The sequence below is a fragment of the Helicobacter sp. MIT 05-5294 genome, assembly GCF_000765675.1.
Taxonomy (GTDB): domain Bacteria; phylum Campylobacterota; class Campylobacteria; order Campylobacterales; family Helicobacteraceae; genus Helicobacter_D.
In genome coordinates this window covers 20,711-41,478 of sequence record NZ_JRPA02000013.1, presented here as the reverse complement: position 1 = coordinate 41,478, position 20,768 = coordinate 20,711, and the positions used below count along the sequence as shown (strand labels likewise).

Genomic DNA, 20,768 nt, shown 5'->3' with positions numbered 1-20,768 from the left:
ATTGGGCAATCGCAATTTCATCTTTCTCTAAACCTTTTTGAATGTTTTGAATGTTTTGATTGATTTCTTTTGCCATGATGCCAAATTCGTCGTGAGATTCTATCTTGATTAAATTGGCTGTGGTTGTGTCGTGGTTGAGGTAGGAGAAGAAACGAGACAAGCCTTGTTGAATATGTCGGATTGGTTTTAGGAAGATTCTAATAATGTAATAAAGTATAACAGAACCGATGATGATTAGCACAGCATTGATGACGAGGTTTTTGAAAGCAGTAATGTTAGAAGCCCTTGTGTAATCCGCATAATCCGCACTTGCAACCATTGTCCAACCAAAAGGCATAGATTGATAGTGCGCGATTCTTTCCGTGTTGGTGTGGTCTTTTAGCTTGATAACTCCATGTGGATTTTGCTTCACCGCTTGCATAATTGCAACTTCTTGTGGAGTTTTTTTGTTGTCTAACACAAGCTCTGGAATCTCGTGGGATACGATTTCTCCATTTTGGTCCATAATGTAGATATTAAGGCTTGGAAAGTCCGGAGTATCAAAGTTTTTGAAGCGGTCTTGGAATAAATCCAAAGGAATATCTACTGCAATCACACCTGCGAATCTACCATTTTGGAAGAAGGGCAATGCCGCAGTTGCTAGGTGTTGTCCGGCGAGTTTTCCGCTTTTAGAAAGGTAAGCAGGAGTTACAATAAAGCCATTTTTTTGCTTTGCTTGGAGATACCATGAAGCCTCTCGCATATCTTTGTAAGTTGAGGGAATCGGAGTGTATTGATTGCTAAAATGAGTAGGGAATTGGTCTTCTAGCCATTCATCAATAAAATCTCCATTGTCTTCATAAACCATATAAATATCAGGATATTTCACGGTGTATTGCACGCTTGAGAGTGCTTTACGAATAGACGCAATATCATAGCGATTAATTCCGCTAATCTCTTCGGCTAAAAACTTCAAGTGCTGCTCTGCTTCAATGTTCATTGTGATGTTGATAGTCGTGTAAGAAGCCTTCAAAATGCTTTCTTGGAGCAAATGATAGACTTTGATGGAATCATCAATCGTGTTTTTGTAATTTGCGATTGCACTAATGCTTACCATAATCACAAAAGTAACAACAATCAAACCCGCAATTTTCGTTACCAGCGATACCCTTAACGCTTTCATAAGAATCTCCTTTTGCTTTCATTTTTCAATACAAAAATAGTGATAGTTTATAGAATTATTCTTTAATTTATGGTTAAGTTTTTGACTTTTGCAATTTAAAGCCAACATAAATAAGGCAAAGAGAGATTCAAAGCTTGTTTGGGTTGCCAAGTTTTGGTTTAATGTGCAGTTTTGGTTAGTGTGTTAGTTTGTGCGTGGAAACTCAATGAAGCGTAGCACGAAGATTTTAAGAATCTTCGTGTATGCAGTTTTAGGCAAGTTGTGCTTTTAACATCCAAATTGCTTTTTCTAAGCTTGCAACTTTTTCGTCCGCTAGGGCAACGGTGGCTTTGTCGTTTGCTTCACCTGCCAAATCAGAAAGTTCTCTAAAAGATTTCAAGAAATACTCATAATCAGGCAAGATAGATTTCAAGATGGTTTTAGAATCAAAGCTTGTGCCTTTGTCTTCTTTGATTTTACTAGCAGCCAACATATCTTTTAGCGTTACAAAAGGCTTTTCGCCGATTTGAATTGTGCGCTCTGCAACTTCGTCCATTTGCTCTGTAACTTCATCATACATACTTTCTAGTGCAGAATGCACAGGGTGAAAATCAGCACCTTTAACATTCCAATGGTAATTGTGAAGTTTGATATAAAATACTGCGGAATCCGCTTGAATTTGCTTCAACGCTTGAACAATTTTATTCATATTTGTCTCCTTAAAAATTTTGTATGTGAAATTATACAAATCGGATTCTTAAAGGAAAATAATTATCATTAAGAAAAGTTTGCTCTTTTTAATTTTTGGCTTTTTGGATTCTGTTTGTTTCTTGTTATTTCTTGGCTGTTTTGAATCTAGTGTAGCTTTGAAGGCGAAAATATCGCCTTCAAGTCTTTTGGCAGATTGGGGGGGGTAATCTACCAAAGGAGACACGCGCTAAAAAGCGCGAATAGAATCTTACTTAAAAATTATAAGATAAAAATAAAATGCACGAAGATTTTTCAAATTTGTGCAAGTATGGGCAAATTGCTATGCAATGTGCTCACGATGACGACTAGGCAATGCAATGCGTAATGGTAATCCTTGCGTCATTGTGAAATGGCGAAGCGAACGCGGCTATGATTTTAAACAAAAGCGGATTCCACAATGGCGAGATTTTAGATTATGGATTGCCACGATTCTACTATCGCAGAATCTCGCAATAACGCGTATTTTGACAGCGAACATTAGCCGCCGGTTTGGTAAAACGCTCTTGAAGAGATAGCGTTTTTGCCCCAATCATTCTTTTCGGGCTTGTTTTGAATGCAAAGCTTCAAGCGTGATAGAATCTCATCAGTATCGCCATAAAGCATAGCTTCTTTGATGTCAATTGCATTATCATGATAGAGGCAAGGAATCAGTTTGCCCTCACTACTTAGACGGATTCTGTTGCAAGTTTTGCAAAAATCATCGTTGTGCGGGGCAATCACGCCAAAGATATAATCCCGTGCCATTTGCAATCCTAGAGATTCTTGCACACTCTCCTTTGGAATCCTAAAAAGCGTCGCAGGTCCGACAATCTCCTTTTCAAAAACCTGTGCGGGGTATTTTTGGCGCACACGCGTAAGAATCTCGCTAAGCTTTAAGCCTGTGATTCCTCCTTTGGCGTGTGTGTTTTCCATATATTCAATAAAGCGCACCATAATGCTCTTTTGCATACCATATTCTAGCACCGCGACAATCTCATCGTCGTTGAGATTTTTTAGCGGGACCATATTGAGCTTGATTTTGAATCCGACTTTATGCGCTTCTTCAATGCCCTGCAAGATTTTTTCCAATCCATCACGCTTAGAAATGCACGAGATTCTGTCCTTTTGCAACGAATCTAACGAAATATTAATGCGCATTAGCCCTGCTTCCTTGAGAGGTTTGGCAAGAGGAGCGAGTAAAAAGGCATTCGTTGTGAGTGCAATATCAATTTGCGGGGCGAAAGCATAAATTTGGGCGATAAATTCAACGATTTTGGAGCGCAAAAGCGGTTCTCCGCCCGTGATTCTGATTTTTTTCACTCCTTGTTCTATGGCGACTTTTACGAAATTCAACACAGATTCCAATGGCACATCATCACGCTCATCGCCAAGATTCATCGGCGTATTTGGCATACAATAAGCACAGCGGAAATTACACCTTTGTGTTACGCTAATCCGCATATAATCAATGGTTCGTCCAAAACCATCTACTAGCACACGCACTCCTTGAAATTTAAAGTTTAGAATCCTACCAAAAGTGCTTGAAAAAAGCTATAATTTTGCCAAAATTTAGCGTAATTTTAGATTTTTGATTTCTTTTAGGAGATTCTTTTGTGTGAGCTTCCAAAGCCCTCTACGATTCCTTTTGATGCGCCGCCTTTTGCGATTCCTCTTGTGCTTTTGTGTGGTGGCAAAAGTGTAAGAATGGGCAAATTAAAGCAAACTTTGAGTTTTGGCGGGGAATCAGAAACTTTGGCGGATTTTCAAATTAGGCGTTTGAAAGGAGCGTTTGAGAGTGTGTATCTCTCGGCTAAATTTGCGATTCCAAATGCCTTTGGAATCCAAACGATTTTAGATTCCAATGCACCCGAAGATTTGGATACTTCAACGACTTTAGCGCATTTACCAAAATCGCAATTCGCGCCGATTTTTGGTTTGCAAAGTGTTTTGGAATCTCTCCAATGCCATGCGTTTGTCCTAAGCATTGACGCACCTTTTTTTGATATGGATTGCGTTGCGAAAATTTGGCAAGCCTATATAGCAAACCGCAAACCAACTTTTGCCAAAAATAGCAAGATTCACCCTCTACTTGGAATCTACACGCGAGATTCTCTTGCGCAGATTCAAGCCCAAATCGCCCAAAACGATTACAAATTGATGAATCTTTTAAGCGCGATAAATACGCAGTTTGTAGAGATAGAAGAGGCAAAAACACAGAATCTTAACACGCAAGAAGATTATCATCAAGCTTTAGCGCACATAAAATCCTAAATAAAGGCATAAAATGGACGATCAAGAAAAGACAGAAGCCCCCTCCCCGCGTAAGATTGAAAAGGCTAGAGAAGAGGGAAATGTCCTTAAAAGCCCTGATGTCAATGCGTTTTTAGGGCTTGTAATGGGGTTGGTGCTGATTTTTTTGTGTTTTAACTTTTGGGTGAGGGGCATTAGTAGCGTGTTTGAGCAAATCTATCAAAGTTTCTCCCAAGATTTAACGCGTGAAAACGCTATGTCTATCGCAATTTCTCTTGTTTTTCAGATTCTTTTACTTCTCGCACCTATTTTTGCTGCTTTGATGATTATGGGTGTAGTGGCAAATGTCTCCCAAAGTGGTTTTTTGCTCACGGTCAAAGCGATTCAGCCAAAGTTGCAGAAGTTAAATTTCATCAGTGGATTAAAGAATCTTATTTCGCTTAAAAAACTTCTTGACGGATTCTTGATTACTTTTAAAGTAATGACAGCTTTTGTGATTGGATTTTTTGTTTTTATTAGCTTTATGCACGAACTAACCACGGTTGCGCTTTTCCCTATCGGCGATCAAATGCTTTGGTTTCGCGATAAGGCTTTGATTTTGATTGGAATCTTGTTGGCATTTTTTTTAGTTATGGCGAGTGTGGATTATTTGATTAAAAGGTATCAGTATTTCAAGTCTTTGCGTATGAGCAAACAAGAGGTCAAAGATGAGTTTAAAAATATGGAGGGAGACCAACAAATTAAGGGCAAAATCCGCTCCTTGATGTTTCAAGCGGCTAGAAAGCGTATGATGCAGAATCTCCCGAGCGCCGATGTCGTCGTAACCAATCCAACCCACTATGCTGTCGCATTGCGCTACGACCAACAAAAAGAACGCGCACCGCGTGTGTTGGCAAAAGGCGTGGATTTTTTGGCTAAGCGTATTAAAGAAATTGCGAACGAACACGAGATTCCAATTATTGAGAATCCTCCTTTGGCTCGGGCGTTGTATAAAGATGTGGATTTGGATATGGAGATTCCAGAAACTTTGTATCAAGCAATGGTAGAAGTGCTTATCAAAGTCCAAAAAATCAATGATGAACGCAAGAAAAGGGCGAGTTAGGATTGTGTCTCTTTCGCCATTGCAAGGCGAAGCCGAAGCAATCCATAGCTTAGAATCTCACTTTTAAGATTCCATTAACAAACGCAAAGGAAACTAATCTTATAGATTGCCACGAATGCTACGCATTCTCGCAATGACGAATAAAACCCTAATGTCCTTGCGATTCCTTATTTTCTTTTCTCTTTAAACTCTTTCTTTAACCTACGCACTTCGGCAAAGAATCGTAAAAAGGAGAGTATTTGCCCCCCCCCCCCACATTATTAGCTGCTATTAGAGCCTCGCCAAGCTTATAAGTGAAGCATTGCTTTTCTTTCAAAGCCTCCTGATAATCCGCATAAGATTCCAATTTTGGTAATTTCAAACTAGGATTCTTTGCGATTTTTTGTTGATATTTTCTCTGTTCTTCTCTATGGGATTCTTTGATATAGCTTAATACATAAGGCATTCTAATGTATCCCCATAAACTTTTAGAGCTTAGAATCATTGCACTACCTAATTTATAAGCTAAATGGTTGTGGATTCTAATCTTAGCATTGTCTAGCTCATTGATACGCTTTTGTTTTGTGGCGTTTTCTTTGACTAACAACTTTAATTTAGAATCTAAAGTAGCAGGATTTAGCTTTAGATTTTGGATTTTGGATTCCAAAGTTTTAAGAATCTCTGGGGGTAATGATTTAGAATTTTGTGCTAATTGCTTATAAATGTCTAGTGCCTTTGCCTCATAAATGCTACCTAGAATGAGACGCAAAGAATCATAAGAGCTATTTTGGGGTAGATTCTGCAAACTTTGCGTGATGTTTGGCACGATTTGGCTAGAAAATTGACATTCAAAAAGCACCTTTAACGTGTATTGTAATGGTTTTTGTAAGATTGTTTGGGCTAAAAAGTCGCTATATTCTAAATTTCCAAGATTTAAAGAGGATTCTAAAAGCAACCAAGAATACATAAGGTTTTGCGGATTAAAACCAAGTGCGGATTCTAAGGTGTCAGAAAAATGCGCATAGTCTTTAGGGTAGATTCTGCGATAGAGTTGATAGTAATAATATTTACTGTGTGCCTTATGTAGCGGGTGGATAGAATCTAGCGCGTTAAAATATTTATGGATTATTTGAGCACACTCCCACTCACTTAGACCCTCATTCCACGCTTTTGGCTCACGCCCAAGCCCAATGAGTGCAGGAAGTCTAGCAAATCCACTGCCACTAGCCCCATAAATCTCTTTTGCTTGTGCGATAAATCCAATCTCAAAGAATGTCTGCATTGTTGGGTCTAGTTCAGGTGCTAGAGTATATGCTAGATGAATCTTAAGCTCCTTGAAATGCGCCTTTATCGCCTCTAGCACCTCTCTATCCTCTCCATATAGGACAATATCTTTGTCTTGATTGCACTCTATTATCCATAATGCCGCTTCTATGGGCATAGTTTTGTAAAGCCAATGACCGGAATTATAACAATAATCCTTAAAGACGATATCGCCACTTCTTAGATGAATCGCGATAAAGCCCTCTTTAGCCACATCTAGCGCACACTTTTTAGCGCATTCTAGCACTTCTTTAACCTCCTTACTAAAGCCTATTTTCTCCCATAGTTTTGGGTATTCTAGCGTAGCGTCTTTGGGGGCATTTTTTAGATAATATTTGATATTGGCATGATAGAGATAATAGCCAAAATCACACATAAAAGGCTTTTTGGCAAAATCTTCTATGGAATCCCTACCCTTTACGGCAATCCACCCGGAATTTTGGATTTTTCCATTATAAGAATGTTTTTGGATAAAATCTTTTTCAAACACCCTTTCTTGAGAATCCACCACGATATTGGTTACATTTTGTGTATTATTATTGATAGTCCGACTTAGCCAAGTGAATCCGAAGTTAAAGTTGCTAAGAGACGCTAAATACATACAATTCAAAAGCCCGATGAGCCTATCGCCATAGCCACTTGCTACGGCAACTACGAATAGTCCTGTATATCGCCTCACATACAAATGAATTTTTAGGTTTTTTAAGGCTTGTGGGTTTTGGCTCGTGATTTTTAGTTTCGCGATAGAATACTTCTCATTAAGCCTGATAATTATGGATTTTGTGCCATTAGATTCTGCTGATTCGTGCGGTTCTTCATCTAAGCTTCTCCATTGATTCTCTCCAAATGCCAACACATTAAAGTTTTTCGCGTCCTCACCTCCCCCAAGACTTATGATTTCAAGATTCCGCGCCTCTTGTAAGTGAATGATTGCGCAATCCCTAGATTTTTCTAGCGTGTATGCAACTTCTGCTAAATCCGATTCTTTACACCACATTGTTTGCCTTTAATTCTTGATTTATTTAAACATTATAGCAAAATGTGAAAAAGGGTTTGATTTATCCTTGAATCCAACAAAATTATAAATTTAATAATACATATTGTGTTTTTTAAAATTTTTATGTATAATTCCGCCTCATTTTTATTTTAGGAGTTATGATGAGTAATATTTTGGGATTTCCTCGCATTGGGAAAAATCGGGAGCTAAAGAAACAACTAGAGAGTTTTTGGAGTGGAAAATGTAGTGAGCAGGAGTTGGAATCTCTTGCAAAGGATTTGCGCAAAAAAGCTTGGGAGATACAAAAGCCTTTGGATTATGTTTGCACCAATGATTTTAGCTTTTATGATAATGTGCTAGATTTGGCTTTTATGCTCAATGCCAAGCCTCACAGATTCAAAGATTTAGAGGGGCTAGAGGGATATTTCGCAATGGCTAGAGGACATAAAAAGGGCGTAGCGTGTGAAATGACCAAATGGCTTAACACAAACTACCATTTCGTCGTGCCTGAATTAAGCATAGATGACAACTATTGCGCCAATGCAGAACGGATTCAAGCGCAGTATAATGAAGCTAAAAATTTAGGATACAAACCCAAAATCCAACTTATCGGGCTTTTTACATTTTTTGGATTAAGCAAAATCATCAAAGGCGACCCAAAAGAAGTATTTAAAAAGCTTAAAAGCGCGTATTTGGATTTGATTGACGCGATTGTTGCGCTAGACAAGGAAGTAGTCGTAGAGTTTAGTGAGCCGATTTTCGTGCGTGGATTTGATGAAAAAATACTTAATCTACAATGCGTATATGATAGAAATTTGATTGAATGTATCTATAATGAGATTAGCAAAAAAGGCATTAAAGCCATTGTTAGCACCTTTTTTGAACATAGCAACGAGCTTACAGAGATTCTACTTCAAACCAATATTTATGGCATAGGGCTTGATTTCCTTTATGGGGAGCAAAACAAGCAAAGCTTGGAGAAAATTGGCAAAAGCGACAAAGTGCTTTATGCGGGAGTCATTGATGGGCGCAATATTTGGGTGGCGGATTTGGAATCCAAGCTTGAGATTCTAAACGCCATTAGCGCGTTTGTGCCAAAGGATAGAATCGTAGTGAGTAGTTCTTGCTCACTTTTGCATGTGCCTTTTAGCAAAGAGGGCGAGGACAAAATGGATTCGCAAATCCTCTCGTGGCTTAGTTTCGCAGAAGAAAAAGTCAGAGAAATTTGTGTTTTGGAAAATGTCTTTAGAGGGCAGATAGATGATGTTACACAAGAGTTTTTGCAGACAAATAAGCAAATCATTAAGAATCGCAAAAATTCAGACAAAACCAATAATGCGCAAGTGCGTCAAAGAGCGGAGCAAACCACGCAAACACAAAGAAGTTTGCCCTTTAGTGAGCGTATTAAGATTCAAAGAGTGCGGTTTAACTTCCCAAATCTTCCCACAACCACGATTGGTTCATTCCCACAAACTCCGCAACTTCGGGCTTTGCGCTTAAGCTATAAAAAGGGCGAGATTGACAAATCCAAATATGAAGAGGGGATTAAAGAATACATTAGGGATTGTGTGAGATTCCAAGAGGAAATTGGGATTGATGTGCTAGTGCATGGAGAGCCGGAGCGTAATGATATGGTGGAATACTTCGGAGAGCAGTTGGAGGGATTCGTGTTTAGCCAAAATGCGTGGGTGCAAAGCTATGGCAGTCGTTGCGTTAAGCCACCCATTATTTTTGGGGATATTGCGCGAGAAAAGCCGATGACTTTAGAGTGGAGTAAATTCGCCCAAAGTCTCACTAAAAAGATAATGAAAGGTATGCTCACAGGACCTGTAACGATTCTAAATTGGAGTTTCGTCCGAGATGATTTACCAAGAAGCGCAGTATGCAAACAAATCGCGCTTTGCATTGCCGATGAGATTGATGATTTGCAAAAAGGCGGAATCCAAATCATTCAAGTAGATGAAGCGGCGTTTAAAGAGGGTTATCCTTTGCGCCAAGAAAACATTAGAGATTACGAATCGTGGGCTTTGGAGGCTTTTAAAATCTCTACGGCTATCGCAGAGCCACAAACGCAAATCCACACACATATGTGTTATAGCGAATTTAATGATATTATCCAGACAATTGAAGCCCTTGATGCTGATGTGATTAGCATTGAAACCGCACGCAGTGGCAATAGGTTGCTAAAAGTCTTTAAGGAAGTGGGCTATACGCACGAAGTGGGACCGGGAGTGTATGATATTCATAGCCCTAGAATCCCAAGCGTTGAAGAGATTGAAGCACAAATCCACGCACTTTTGGAGGTTTTGCCAAGTGAGCAGCTATGGATTAATCCCGATTGTGGGCTAAAAACGCGCAAATGGGAAGAAGTCAAACCAAGCCTAAAAAACATCGTAGAAGCGGTAAAAAAGGTCCGAGAAAAGGCGCGATAGACTAATGGGTGGCGGATTTGGATTATAGAATCCACCCCCTTATCCATTCCTTTTTTAATACGCAATATACCGCATTTTAAGATGATACGCCGAATCCAAGGCACAAACATAAAAGGATAATGCGCGTAAGCCCGAAATAGCGTTTTAAATACTAAGAATCTTGTTGCTTTGGCATAGGCATTGTGCGCATTAGGCTCATTGCGATTAAGAATCTCGCTCAAAATTTCAGAACTTCTCATCGCTCCGCTAATGCCTTCAAGTGTGCTAAAACTCACGAATCCAGCCGCCTCTCCTACTAAAAAGATATGGTTTTTTCCGCATACAAAATCTTTGAAGCGTTTGGGATAAAGCACCAAACAGCACTCACGCTTCAGTGCTTTATCAAAGGCAAAGCCAATGTTTTGTAAAGCCGCTTTTTGTTGTTGGAATCGTGCTGCGCATTGAGAATGCAAATACGCACCGCCAAAGATGAAATATCCCTCTTTGGAGACGCTCCAACTATAACTTGGTGTAATGTTTTCATTAAAATAGCAAGAAAACATTGGGGGATTGGATTCTTTAAACCATTCTTGAATGCAGATGAGCGTTTGCGTTTTGAGGTCGGGATATAAGAATCTTCTTAAATGGCTCGTTGCGCCATCTGCACCGATGATATAACGCGCTTTGAAAGTGTAAGATTTGCCTTGTTGGCGGAATCTCGCGCGATAATGGAGTTTTGAATTGTTGTTGGTATTGGGGAGGGATTCTAAACCCTTAAAAACGCATTATGCCATACTTCAATATGTGGAGGAATCAGGGATTTAAGCCACAAATCCAAACGATGTCGCTCCACGCTGACATAGTGCTTTGGGATATAAGAGCCGACTTTAGAAGGAAGATCAATGGTGTTGATTGCAAAGGGTTGTGGGGAGCTAAGAATCTCTTTAGGGAGGGTTAAGCTTTGGTTGGCAAAGCATTTTTGCGCACCTTTGGATAGCAATCCACCGCAAGGCTTATGGAATCCTGCATCAAAGCAATTCCCCTGCGAATCTTTTTTGTCTATCGCAATCACTTTGAGGTGCGGTAAAAGCAGTCGTGCAAGGTTGCTACCTGCTATGCCTAAGCCGATAATCCCAATATCATAATCATCTAAATCCACTTCTTTTGATGCCATCATTTCAGATTGCCTTGATAATGTCATCTTGAAATATCTTCAAACCGCAAAGATTCAAAGTCCTATCGTAGAATCTCTAATGCTTCTTTGAGGTTTGCCACCCTATGCGTCGCGCTTGGAGAATCTTCAGAGCCAATCAAAATCCGCGTTTGCACTCCTACTGCAAGTCCAGCTTGCATATCGGTTTCTTTATCGCCTAGAATATAAGAATCGCAGGATTTTAAATCAAGGTTAAATTCCGTGATAGCTTTCTCTAGCATTGCGGGTTTGGGTTTGCGACAAGCGCATTGCGCTTCTTTGGTATGCGGACAAAAATAAATGCCATCAAATCCGATATTTTTAGGCACAAAGCCACTTTGTCGTAGCGGAATCGTAAGGCAAGAGCGAATCGCGTTTTGCATAAACGCACTTAGAATTTCAAAGTCTTGTTGGTTAAAGATTCCGCGTCCGATTCCGGATTGATTAGTAACGACAAAACAAAGCGCGTTTTGCTTTTTAAGCTCACAAAATAGCTCCATAAAATAAGGAGCGAAATAAAACTCTTCAATCTTATAGCCATAAGGAGAATCTTCAAGATTCACCACGCCATCTCTATCAAAAAACACTACTTTAGGTTTTGTGCTATTATTCATCGTGCGAAAACTCCTAAAAACTTCTGCATTTTAATCCCAAAAAGATAAAATAAAGGCGTATTGGCAAAGGCAAAGAGAAACTTCATCAAATAATCCCCAGCAACCAACATTAAAACGCTTTGCCAAGGCATTACAAACAAAAAGGCAATGTGGAAGAAGATTATCGTATCTAAAGCTTGAGAAAATGCTGTGCTTCCCGCGCTCCTAAGCCACCAAACTTTGGGTAGTTTGGATTTAATCCAAAAAAACGCATAGACATCAAGCTGTTGTGAGACAAAAAACGCGCTTACACTTGCGATTGCGATTCTTAATTCGCTTAAAAACAACGAAGGGACAAAGGCGCAAACGATTCCAATGCGCACGACTTTAAGCACTTCTTGTTTGCTGTATTTTTCTGCCAAAACATCAGCAAGTAAAAAGGTAAAAGGATAAGTCAGCGCACCCAATGTAAGGAAGTCATTTATCGGGAATTGCACGAGATAATTTGACGCGACAATCAATGCGGTAAAAATCACCGCAGAGATAACCAAGACAGCATTAGACATCAAGAATCCTTAAAAAGAAAAAGTGTATTTTATGATTTTTGATTTTAAGATCCCTTTAGTTCTTTGAGCTTGGCTAGAACTTCTGCAATATGCCCTTTGACTTTGACATTTTTCCAAATATACGCAATTTTTCCTTGTGGGTCAATCAAAAAGGTAGAACGAATCACGCCCTCATATTCTTTACCATAAAGCTTTTTAAGCCCCCACGCTCCATAGCTTTTAAGCACAGATTTGCTAGGATCGCTAAGTAGAGTGAAGTTTAGGGATTCTTTGTTAATAAAGCTTTGGTGGGTTTTGGTGCTATCGGGGCTGATTCCAAGAACAACCGCATTGGAATCGCTAAAAGATTCTAAATTATCGCGAAAATCACAAGCTTCTGTCGTGCAGCCGGGTGTTTTGTCTTTGGGATAAAAATACACAATCACCCAACTTCCGATAAAATCGTGCAGAGAAATTTCCGCATTGTCTTGATTGGGCAAACTAAAATTCGGTGCTGTTGCATTAAGGGTTAATTCCATTCTATTCCTTTGTAAAATCATTGGGTTCAAGGCTGTAAAGATAAGGGGTTAGTTTCATCTTTTTGTAGGCTTCACAAGCACTTTGTTCCCCCAAATCACAAGCTTTTGCGAAATAAAGCAAGGCTTGTTTGTGGTTTTGTTCTACCCCATAGCCATCTGCATAGGCATATCCAAGATACAGACACGCAGGAGTATAATCTTGTATTTTTATTTTATTGGATTCCAATCTTTCTTTGGAGAAATCCTCATTGCAAGATTGTTGGAGTAGTTGCAAGGCTTGTTTATGGTTTTGTTTTTGAATCGCAATCAAGCTTAAGTTGTAACAAGCAATTTGCTTCTCCAACAAAGGCGCGTAGAATCTCCCTCCAACCCCTCCATAATGGCATACATTATAAAAATGCTGATAGGCGAGTTTGGAATCCTGCTTTGTGCCTTTGCCTTCAAGATACATTGACGCTAGGTAATTACAAGATTCCGCATTGCTTTTCTCACAACCAAGCTTGGCTAATCTAAAAGCCATTTTGTAATCTTGGTCAATGATATTTCCTTGATAAAATTGCCTTGCTATCGTGCTACACGCATAAGCGGAGACTTCACAGCCTTTAGTGAAATACTCCAAAGCCTTTTTGCGATTCTTTGGCACACTTTCACCGCGATAGTGCATTTTCCCTATATTCATACAAGGCATACTTTCCCACCCGCTAAACTCCTTGATAGTTTCTTGCTGTGAATCCTTAAGCTTAGAGAGGGCGATTTGGCAATCTTTTTGGTAGTATTGCAATGCCTCTTTGGCGTCTTTTTGCGCTCCTTGTCCTTGATGATACATATTTCCGGCGTATTGACAACCCAAAGAAATATCCAGCGCACAAGCTTTTTTGAAAGAATCTAGCGCGAGGGGGAAGCTTTGGTCTCCTCCTGCTAGATTCCAACCATACATAGAAAATTCGCCCAAGCTAAAACAAGCTTCGCCCAACTTCCTATCGCACAAGTCTTGTATGGTTTGCATACCAAATTTATGTTTTGCGTCATTTTCGCTAATCGCGAGTTTCACGCCTAATCCAAGCAATGTGCGACAAGATTCTTGATTGCTATTTTGACAATCCTCTATTTGCGCTATTTTCTGCACAATTTCTTGTATGTTTGTAGAATCTTTGTTGGATTTGTAGGGATTCTTTTGGCTAAGACAACCGCTAATTCCCAACGCTACACACCCAAACAAAATTAGCATAAGAATCTTTTGTTGTCCTTGATACCGCATTGCTTTCTCCTTGAAAGTCGCAATTATAGCCAAAACTTTTAAAATCTTCGCGAAAAACCGCTAAATTTCAAATGCGGAATCCCATTTAGCTTGACAAACACCTAGTGTCATACTTTATAATTTCACCTCCAATGCGTTATCAAACTTTAAAAGGCAGATGATGAAAACTATGCTTTATAGAATCCTAAGTCTCAAAGAGGGCGAGTTAAAGCTCCTTGCTTTATCTTGCGGATTTATCTTTCTGCTGTTTAGCTCGTATGCGATTTTGCGTCCTATGCGTGATGCACTTGGGCTAGAGGGTGGCAAAGATGAGCTTAAATGGCTCTTTTTAGCGACTTTTATTATCTGCATTCTTGCCTCTTTGTCGCTAATGTGGCTTAGCGGCAAGATTAAACGCCGATTCTATGCAGATTGTGTGTTTGTCTTTTTTGCATTGAATCTCATCATTTTTTATATTCTAATGAATCTTTTTGAGCCGCACACCCAGAGTTTTATTTGGCTTTCTCGCGTGTTTTATGTTTGGATTAGTGTGTTTAATCTCTTTGCTTTTTCGAGCGCGTGGAGTTTGCTTGCTGATGTTTTTAGCAAAGAAGCGAGTAATCGGCTTTTTGGAATTATCGCCGCAGGAGCGAGTTTAGGGAGCATTGCAGGAGCGAGCAGCACGAGTATCTTGGTGGCAAATTTGGGCGTGGCAAATCTTATTTTTCTTTCTATCACTCTTTTGCTCTTTGCGCTTTTGCTCAAAAACCTCATTTTACGCGAACTCAAAGCCTTTGAAAGTGCAGAATCCCTAAGTCGTTTTGATAGGGTAATTGGCTCAAAGAATCCTTTTGTAGGCTTCAAACTCATCATCGCTTCTAAATATCTTTTAGCCCTTTGTGCGTTTATTTTATTGCTCACTGCTGTTTCGACTTTTCTTTATATGGAACAAGCGCGAATCGTGCGCGAACTTTTTGCCTCGCGCGAAGAAAGAATCGCCGCATTTGCAAACATTGACTTAATCGTGCAACTAAGCTCACTTTTTATCCAAATCTTCTTGACAGCAAAAATCGCGCGCTTTTTTGGAATCACGAGCCTTTTAAGCGCACTTGGATTTATCATTGCATTAGGATTTATCACGCTTAGCTTCACCCACCCCACATTTTTGCCTTTGGTGGTGGTGATGAGCATTCGTCGCGTGGGTGAATATGCGCTTGTTAAACCCGGACGCGAAATGCTCTTTGTCCCGCTAGATTCAGATTCTAAATATAAGGTTAAAAACTTCCTTGATACGGTGGTTTATCGTGGTGGAGACGCACTCTCGGCACAGCTTGAAAGTATTTTGGCAAACATCGGGATTCTTTGTGTGCTACTTGTGGGTGCTGGATTTTCGTTTATTTGGGGATTGGTTGGAATATTTTTGGGGAAAAATTATCAAAAAAACACGAAAGAATCTTGATGGCACAATTTTTATGCTAAAATGGTATTTTTTGGCTTGGGTTGAAGTCAAAAGGGCATTTTCAAGGAAAAGTTATGTTTTCAAAGTTTTTTATCAATCGTCCTGCATTTTCGGCGGTTATTTCTATCATTGTCGTGATTGCTGGGGTTCTATGCCTTTTGAATCTGCCTATTGAGCAATACCCAAAGCTCGTGCCAACGCAAGTTGTCGTCAGCGCAAATTATCCGGGTGCAAGTGCGGAGACGATTTCAACCAATGTTGCAAGTATCTTAGAAAACAGCATTAATGGCGTGGAAGATATGATTTATATCCGCACTTCAACCACAAGTAGCGGCACGATGAATCTAAGCGTGTTTTTTAACAACGAAGCCGACCCTGATATGGCAGTTGTAAATGTCAATAATCGTGTGCAAGCGGTATTAAGTCGGCTTCCAAGTGAGGTGCAAAGACTTGGAATCACGGTGCGCAAAAACTCTACTGCTGTGGTTGGCTTGTATCATATTTATTCAGACAATCCCCACCATACGCAACTTTATCTTGCAAATTACGCGCTTTTAAATATTATTGACGAGCTTAAGCGCATTAGCGGAATCGGAGATGTGGATTTGTGGGGACGCTCGGATTATGCAATGCGCATTTGGTTGCTACCTGATAAACTCTCGACTTTGAATATCGCACCGCTTGAAGTGATTGAAAAAATTCAAGAACAAAACTCACAATTTGCACCCGGAAAGTTCGGAGTAGAGCCGATTGCGCGGAGTGAGTTTGCCTATACGATTGTTGCGCAAGGATTGTTTTCAACGCCACAAGAATTTGAACAAATCATTCTTCGCGCGAATCCCGATGGCTCGGTTTTGCGTCTTAAAGATGTCGCGAGAGTGGAGCTTGGAGCGCAAGAATATTTGACTTCGTATTTTTATAATTCTACGCCCTCCATACCGCTTAGAATCACTCTACAACCCGGCGCAAATCTCTTAGAAGTCGCAAACAATGTGCAAAAGACAATGGAAAAGTTATCGCAAAAATTCCCTGAAGGTATGAAATATTCTAATCCTTTCCGCCCCACAGAATTTATTGTGGAATCCATGAAAGAGGTTTTGAAAACTTTTGTTGAAGCGATTATTCTAGTTGTCTTGATTATTTATCTTTTTTTGGGAAATTGGCGTGCGACGATTATCCCTTGTATTGCGATTCCGGTTTCGCTTATTGGCACTTTTGTCGGGCTTTATCTCTTTGGTTTTAGCATTAATCTTTTAACGCTTTTTGGGCTGATTCTCGCGATTGGAATCGTGGTAGATGATGCGATTATTGTGATTGAAAATGTGGAGCGCATTATGCACCAAGAGCATTTAGATGCAAAAGAAGCAACGATTCGTTCAATGCAAGAAATCACTACGCCTGTAATTGCGATTGTTTTGGTGCTTAGTGCGGTGTTTATCCCTGTGGCGTTTATGGGAGGATTTAGCGGAGAGATTTATCGTCAATTTGCTATTACAATCGTAATTTCTGTGGTGATTTCGGGTTGTGTTGCGCTCACACTCACGCCGAGCCTTTGTGCAATGTATCTAAAAAAGAAAGATTCCAAGCCTTTTTATCTTGTCGCAAAGTTTGATGAATTTTTTGAAAAACTCACGCTAAAGTTTTCATTGCAAGTCGCAAAAGTCCTTAAAAGAGGCTTGTTATTTCTCTGTTTGCTTCTTGTTATGCTTTTTGCGACCTACGAGCTATTTTCTCGCACACCGCACTCACTTGTCCCTGCTGAAGATATGGGAATCGTAAATATCCATACGATTTTGCCCGAAGGTGCTTCACTCTCGCGCACGACACAAGTGCAAAAAGATTTGATTGGGATTCTAAAAAACAATCCACTCATAGCAGAAATGACGACAATCGCGGGTTTTAGCCAGCTATCTCAAGGCTTAAAAAGCAATGGAGGCGTGGGGTATTATCGCCTTATTGATTGGAGCGAACGCAAGGACAAAGACAAAAGCGACCGCGCGTTTATTCAGAGTGTTACAAAAGAGCTTCAAGGCTATCCCTATGCGCGTTTTATCGCCAATCAATCCCCAACGATTATTGGGCTAGATTCAAGCGGTGTAAATGTCTATATTCAAAGCAAGGAGGGTGCGCCCCTTGCAGAGCTAAAAAAATACACAGATTTAGTCGTGCAAGAATTGCTCAAGCGCAAAGAGATTCGCTATGCTTTTACAAGCATTGCCGTAGATACGCCTCAAATCGCTGTGCATTTAGATAGAGAAAAAGCCGCCGCACTAAATGTCAATATTTTTGATGTTTTTGCGACAATGCAAGTAACTTTTGGTAGTTATTATATCAATAATTTTGAATTGTTTAACCGCACCTTTCGCGTGATTGCCCAAAGCGAACAAGATTATCGTAAAGCCCCTGAAGATTTGAAATATGTTTTTGTGAAATCCCAAGATGGGAATTTTGTCCCTTTAAGTGCGCTTTTGAGCTTTGAACACACAATCGGCGCAGAAATTGTGAATCGTTTTAATCTCTTTCCTGCCGCGCAGATTATCGGTTATCCCAATGAGGGTTATTCAAGTGGCGATACAATCAATGCTATTGAAGAGATTGCCGCTAGGGTTTTGCCGCAGGGCTATGATATTGATTATTTTGGTTCTACTTATCAAGAAAAAGTAAGCCAAAACAGCGGCACAATGGCGTTTGTCTTCGGACTTGTTTTTGTGTTTTTGATTCTTGTTGCACAATATGAGCGGTGGTTGATGCCTTTATGTGTTTTGGGTGCTGTGCCTTTCGCGCTTTTTGGGGCTATTTTGGCGACCTTTTTACGCGGATTAGAAAATGATATTTATTTTCAAGTAGGATTGCTTGTCCTTATCGCACTTGCCGCAAAAAACGCGATTTTGATTGTGGAGTTTGCAATGCAACTTCGCGAGAATGAGGGAAAAAGCATTGTGGATTCTGCCATTGGCGCGGCAAAGCTACGATTCCGCCCGATTGTGATGACTTCATTAGCCTTTAGTGTGGGCGTTTTACCATTGGCAATTAGCAGCGGTGCTGGGGCATTAAGCCGTCATTCTATCGCTACAGGTGTGCTTGGCGGAATGCTTGGCGCAACTTTTTTAGCGATTTTCTTTATCCCGCTTTTCTTTGTGTATCTAGCAAATTTAAGCGAATGGATTGCTAAGAAGCGGAATGCCTCTTAGTGTTGATTTGGCAAGTTATCTTTGTGTTATGATTTAAGGGCGATTCTTAATTTCATTTGGTTTTTGGGCTTTTGGCGATGTGTTTAAGGATTTTTGTATAAGCTTTGGATTCTGCACGATAAGGCAAGGTGTGCAAATCTTTGAAATGAGAATCTCTAACTTTTCGCGCAATTTTGGCAAAAAGCTTTTCAAGAGATTTAAGTGTCTTTTTTGCTTGTTTTTTGTCTCCTAGATGATAGCATTCATAGAGTTTTTGCGTTTGCTTTTTGGTTAGGAATCGGGGTAAAAATTTATATTCTTTGCCAAGTGAGAAATCAAAAGCCTCACGCGAAATGGCAATGTGCCATGAGAGCATAATCAAAAGAGATTCGCGCATAAAATTAAGATGAGCGTTTGCGAGTAAAATCTCACCGCGCAAAAGATCTTTTTCCACACACACATAAAGCCAATAAAATTCATTACAACAATCCAAAAAACTTTGCCTACTTAAGGGCTTGATAAAAAACGCACAATCACTCGCAGGAAGCGCGTCCGCAAATCGCTTGTCTTTATCAAGCAAAACTTGCATTAAGCGTTCATTGTGTTGATAAAACTCTATATCTTCAAGCGGAATGAGCTTAAAGTCTATGCGCACACCATCATCAAAAAGACAAAGATAGCTAAACCAACCTTTCTTTAAATCCGGCGGATAAAGCTCCATAGATTCTGGCTTTTGAAGCATTAATGGATTGCCAAAATAGCCCAACCACGAATCGCTTTTGTCCTCTATAAAACCCTGTAAGGTTTGCCTATTCAAGAAAAATACAATATCATAATCGCAAAATCTATCGTTTGTGATGTTTGGATTTGCCCTTGAACCCTCTAAAGTAACTGCGCGGATTGCTTGATGGTTTTGGGCAAAATCAAAGATGAGGGTTAGAATCTCGCGTTCGTTGCGCATTTTTGAGCGAATGGTTGTGCGATGAGTCTGGTTAAGAGAATGCCTTTGCTTCGCGCCCATAATGTGCTCCTTTAAGAATCTAAAATTTGGCTTTTATTTCTATTTTTGATAATTTATTTTTATTGAAATTTTACAATCCTCAAAAATTTCTAATTTTGTAATTTGAATCCAAAAGGCTTTGATTTGCGGGAAACACAGGGGAATCTCGCGATAAAAGTAGCTTTGCGCTTCTTCTAAAAGCCCAAACTCTCGCGCGAAAGAATCCTTGATAAACTCTCGCAAATCGCGATAATCTAAGAAGTTTTGCGATTCTATGTTGTCGTGATTTTTTAGCGGAGGATTGCTAGAATCAGCAAAAGAGAAATGAGATTCTGCGTTTTCAAAGTGTGTTTTGGGATTCCATTGGCAGATAAACTCCGCATTAATTTTAATCTTTTGCGCCCTCTCGCGCTCTTTTGGCAAAATCCCGATAATTGTTTCTAGCACAAAATCTTCTAAACAAATGGTGTATTCCCCCATTAATGCGCGGCTGGATTCCTCTTGCATTTTCTAAATCCTATTTGCTATTTTTAAGAGAAGTGAGGGATTCTAAAAGCGCGGCATTAATGGCTTGATTCATCGCTAAGATAATCGCGTGGAATCCGCCGCTTTGCACCTTGATTTCTTGGTTAAGTAGAAAGCTTGTGTGGTTTTGTTTGACAAGCAGATTTAGCACTACAATTTCGCGCTTTTGGTCATAATAAAAATCCAAGAGATTCAAGCTAAGTGTTGGGATTCCATTTTTCTTCTCACTAGCAAGAGAGAATCCCATTTGCTTAGTGGCTTTTAGCATAAGAGAATCCACCATGAGTGGCAAAGGTTCAATCCATTCGTTTTTGACGAAATATTCAATCGTATTGGCGTTAGTTTTGTAAGCTATTTTTTTACTTGCAATCTTAAGACTTGCGTCTGTGCCAAGATAAAGAATCTCTTGTGGATTGCGCACATTTTTTGTCGCGCTGTTTGTCGCTTTGCCAAAGTTAGAATCCAAACTCAACTCATAGTGATGAATCGTCGGCAGTTCTTTACCCAAACAACCGCTAAAAATCAACCCAAATACCAAAAATAAAACACTTATTGCAGTTTTTTTCATCATTTATC

General features: G+C 39.8%; 18 protein-coding genes. 6 read left to right on the top strand and 12 right to left on the bottom strand.

Going from position 1 to position 20,768, the window contains the following annotated elements; genetic code table 11:
* Positions 1 to 1,162 (bottom strand): cache domain-containing protein (locus tag LS69_RS07395; protein WP_194145461.1); only part of this gene is annotated, 1,162 nt, incomplete at its 3' end.
* Positions 1,163 to 1,412: 250 nt separating this feature from the next.
* Positions 1,413 to 1,850: a DNA starvation/stationary phase protection protein gene (locus LS69_RS07390; protein WP_138123649.1), complete on the bottom strand. Its 438-nt coding sequence runs from the start codon at positions 1,848 to 1,850 to the stop codon at positions 1,413 to 1,415.
* Positions 1,851 to 2,208: 358 nt separating this feature from the next.
* Here LS69_RS07390 and LS69_RS07385 point away from each other — a divergent pair, with 358 nt between their 5' ends.
* The gene (locus LS69_RS07385) at positions 2,209 to 2,406 is read left to right on the top strand and encodes a hypothetical protein (protein WP_138123647.1); all 198 of its coding nucleotides are present in this window, start codon (positions 2,209 to 2,211) and stop codon (positions 2,404 to 2,406) included.
* Here the strand turns inward: LS69_RS07385 and moaA are convergent.
* Positions 2,369 to 3,367 carry a GTP 3',8-cyclase MoaA gene (gene moaA / locus LS69_RS07380; protein ID WP_138123645.1) on the bottom strand — a complete coding sequence of 333 codons (999 nt, stop codon included), beginning with the start codon at positions 3,365 to 3,367 and terminating at the stop codon, positions 2,369 to 2,371. The two genes, LS69_RS07385 and moaA, sit on opposite strands and share 38 nt — an antisense overlap.
* A 114-nt stretch (positions 3,368 to 3,481) precedes the next feature.
* On the opposite strand from moaA, the gene LS69_RS07375 reads away from it, so the two are divergent.
* Positions 3,482 to 4,141 carry a molybdenum cofactor guanylyltransferase gene (locus tag LS69_RS07375; RefSeq protein ID WP_238699251.1) on the top strand — a complete coding sequence of 220 codons (660 nt, stop codon included), beginning with the start codon at positions 3,482 to 3,484 and terminating at the stop codon, positions 4,139 to 4,141.
* Positions 4,142 to 4,154: 13 nt separating this feature from the next.
* A complete protein-coding gene (flhB, locus tag LS69_RS07370; RefSeq protein WP_138123643.1) occupies positions 4,155 to 5,222 on the top strand; it encodes a flagellar biosynthesis protein FlhB in 1,068 nt (355 codons plus the stop codon).
* A 196-nt stretch (positions 5,223 to 5,418) separates the two neighbouring features.
* On the opposite strand, the gene LS69_RS10480 is transcribed toward flhB, so the two are convergent.
* The gene (locus LS69_RS10480; protein ID WP_194145460.1) at positions 5,419 to 7,521 is read right to left on the bottom strand and encodes a hypothetical protein; all 2,103 of its coding nucleotides are present in this window, start codon (positions 7,519 to 7,521) and stop codon (positions 5,419 to 5,421) included.
* A 161-nt stretch (positions 7,522 to 7,682) separates the two neighbouring features.
* Here LS69_RS10480 and metE point away from each other — a divergent pair, with 161 nt between their 5' ends.
* Positions 7,683 to 9,953: a 5-methyltetrahydropteroyltriglutamate--homocysteine S-methyltransferase gene (metE, locus tag LS69_RS07360; RefSeq protein WP_138123641.1), complete on the top strand. Its 2,271-nt coding sequence runs from the start codon at positions 7,683 to 7,685 to the stop codon at positions 9,951 to 9,953.
* 745 nt (positions 9,954 to 10,698) lie between these two features.
* Here metE and LS69_RS10895 read toward each other — a convergent pair.
* The 5 genes from LS69_RS10895 to LS69_RS07335 are packed head-to-tail and all read right to left on the bottom strand — an operon-like array spanning position 10,699 to position 14,059.
* Positions 10,699 to 11,109 (bottom strand): hypothetical protein, encoded by a 411-nt coding sequence (locus LS69_RS10895; protein WP_238699249.1) that lies wholly within the window; start codon positions 11,107 to 11,109, stop codon positions 10,699 to 10,701.
* A 59-nt stretch (positions 11,110 to 11,168) separates the two neighbouring features.
* Positions 11,169 to 11,738, bottom strand: coding sequence for an HAD family hydrolase (locus LS69_RS07350; protein WP_138123639.1), 570 nt, complete (start codon positions 11,736 to 11,738; stop codon positions 11,169 to 11,171).
* Positions 11,735 to 12,283, bottom strand: a complete 549-nt coding sequence (locus tag LS69_RS07345) for a queuosine precursor transporter (protein WP_138123637.1) — start codon at positions 12,281 to 12,283, stop codon at positions 11,735 to 11,737. The genes LS69_RS07350 and LS69_RS07345 overlap by 4 nt, the downstream gene beginning before the upstream one ends.
* Before the next feature lie 44 nt (positions 12,284 to 12,327).
* Positions 12,328 to 12,801, bottom strand: a complete 474-nt coding sequence (gene bcp / locus LS69_RS07340) for a thioredoxin-dependent thiol peroxidase (RefSeq protein WP_138123635.1) — start codon at positions 12,799 to 12,801, stop codon at positions 12,328 to 12,330.
* A gap of 1 nt (position 12,802) precedes the next feature.
* The gene (locus LS69_RS07335; protein ID WP_138123633.1) at positions 12,803 to 14,059 is read right to left on the bottom strand and encodes a tetratricopeptide repeat protein; all 1,257 of its coding nucleotides are present in this window, start codon (positions 14,057 to 14,059) and stop codon (positions 12,803 to 12,805) included.
* Positions 14,060 to 14,219: 160 nt separating this feature from the next.
* Here LS69_RS07335 and LS69_RS07330 point away from each other — a divergent pair, with 160 nt between their 5' ends.
* Positions 14,220 to 15,497, top strand: coding sequence for an MFS transporter (locus LS69_RS07330; RefSeq protein WP_238699247.1), 1,278 nt, complete (start codon positions 14,220 to 14,222; stop codon positions 15,495 to 15,497).
* A 74-nt stretch (positions 15,498 to 15,571) separates the two neighbouring features.
* The gene (locus LS69_RS07325) at positions 15,572 to 18,688 is read left to right on the top strand and encodes a multidrug efflux RND transporter permease subunit (RefSeq protein ID WP_138123631.1); all 3,117 of its coding nucleotides are present in this window, start codon (positions 15,572 to 15,574) and stop codon (positions 18,686 to 18,688) included.
* A gap of 52 nt (positions 18,689 to 18,740) precedes the next feature.
* Here LS69_RS07325 and LS69_RS07320 read toward each other — a convergent pair whose 3' ends face one another.
* The 3 genes from LS69_RS07320 to LS69_RS07310 are packed head-to-tail and all read right to left on the bottom strand — an operon-like array spanning position 18,741 to position 20,763.
* Positions 18,741 to 19,688 carry an aminoglycoside 6-adenylyltransferase gene (locus tag LS69_RS07320; protein ID WP_138123629.1) on the bottom strand — a complete coding sequence of 316 codons (948 nt, stop codon included), beginning with the start codon at positions 19,686 to 19,688 and terminating at the stop codon, positions 18,741 to 18,743.
* Between the two features lie 39 nt (positions 19,689 to 19,727).
* Positions 19,728 to 20,174 (bottom strand): dihydroneopterin aldolase, encoded by a 447-nt coding sequence (locus LS69_RS07315; protein ID WP_238699245.1) that lies wholly within the window; start codon positions 20,172 to 20,174, stop codon positions 19,728 to 19,730.
* Between the two features lie 10 nt (positions 20,175 to 20,184).
* Entirely contained in the window at positions 20,185 to 20,763 is a 579-nt protein-coding gene (locus LS69_RS07310) for a hypothetical protein (protein WP_138123627.1), read from the bottom strand.
* Positions 20,764 to 20,768 lie beyond the last annotated feature (5 nt).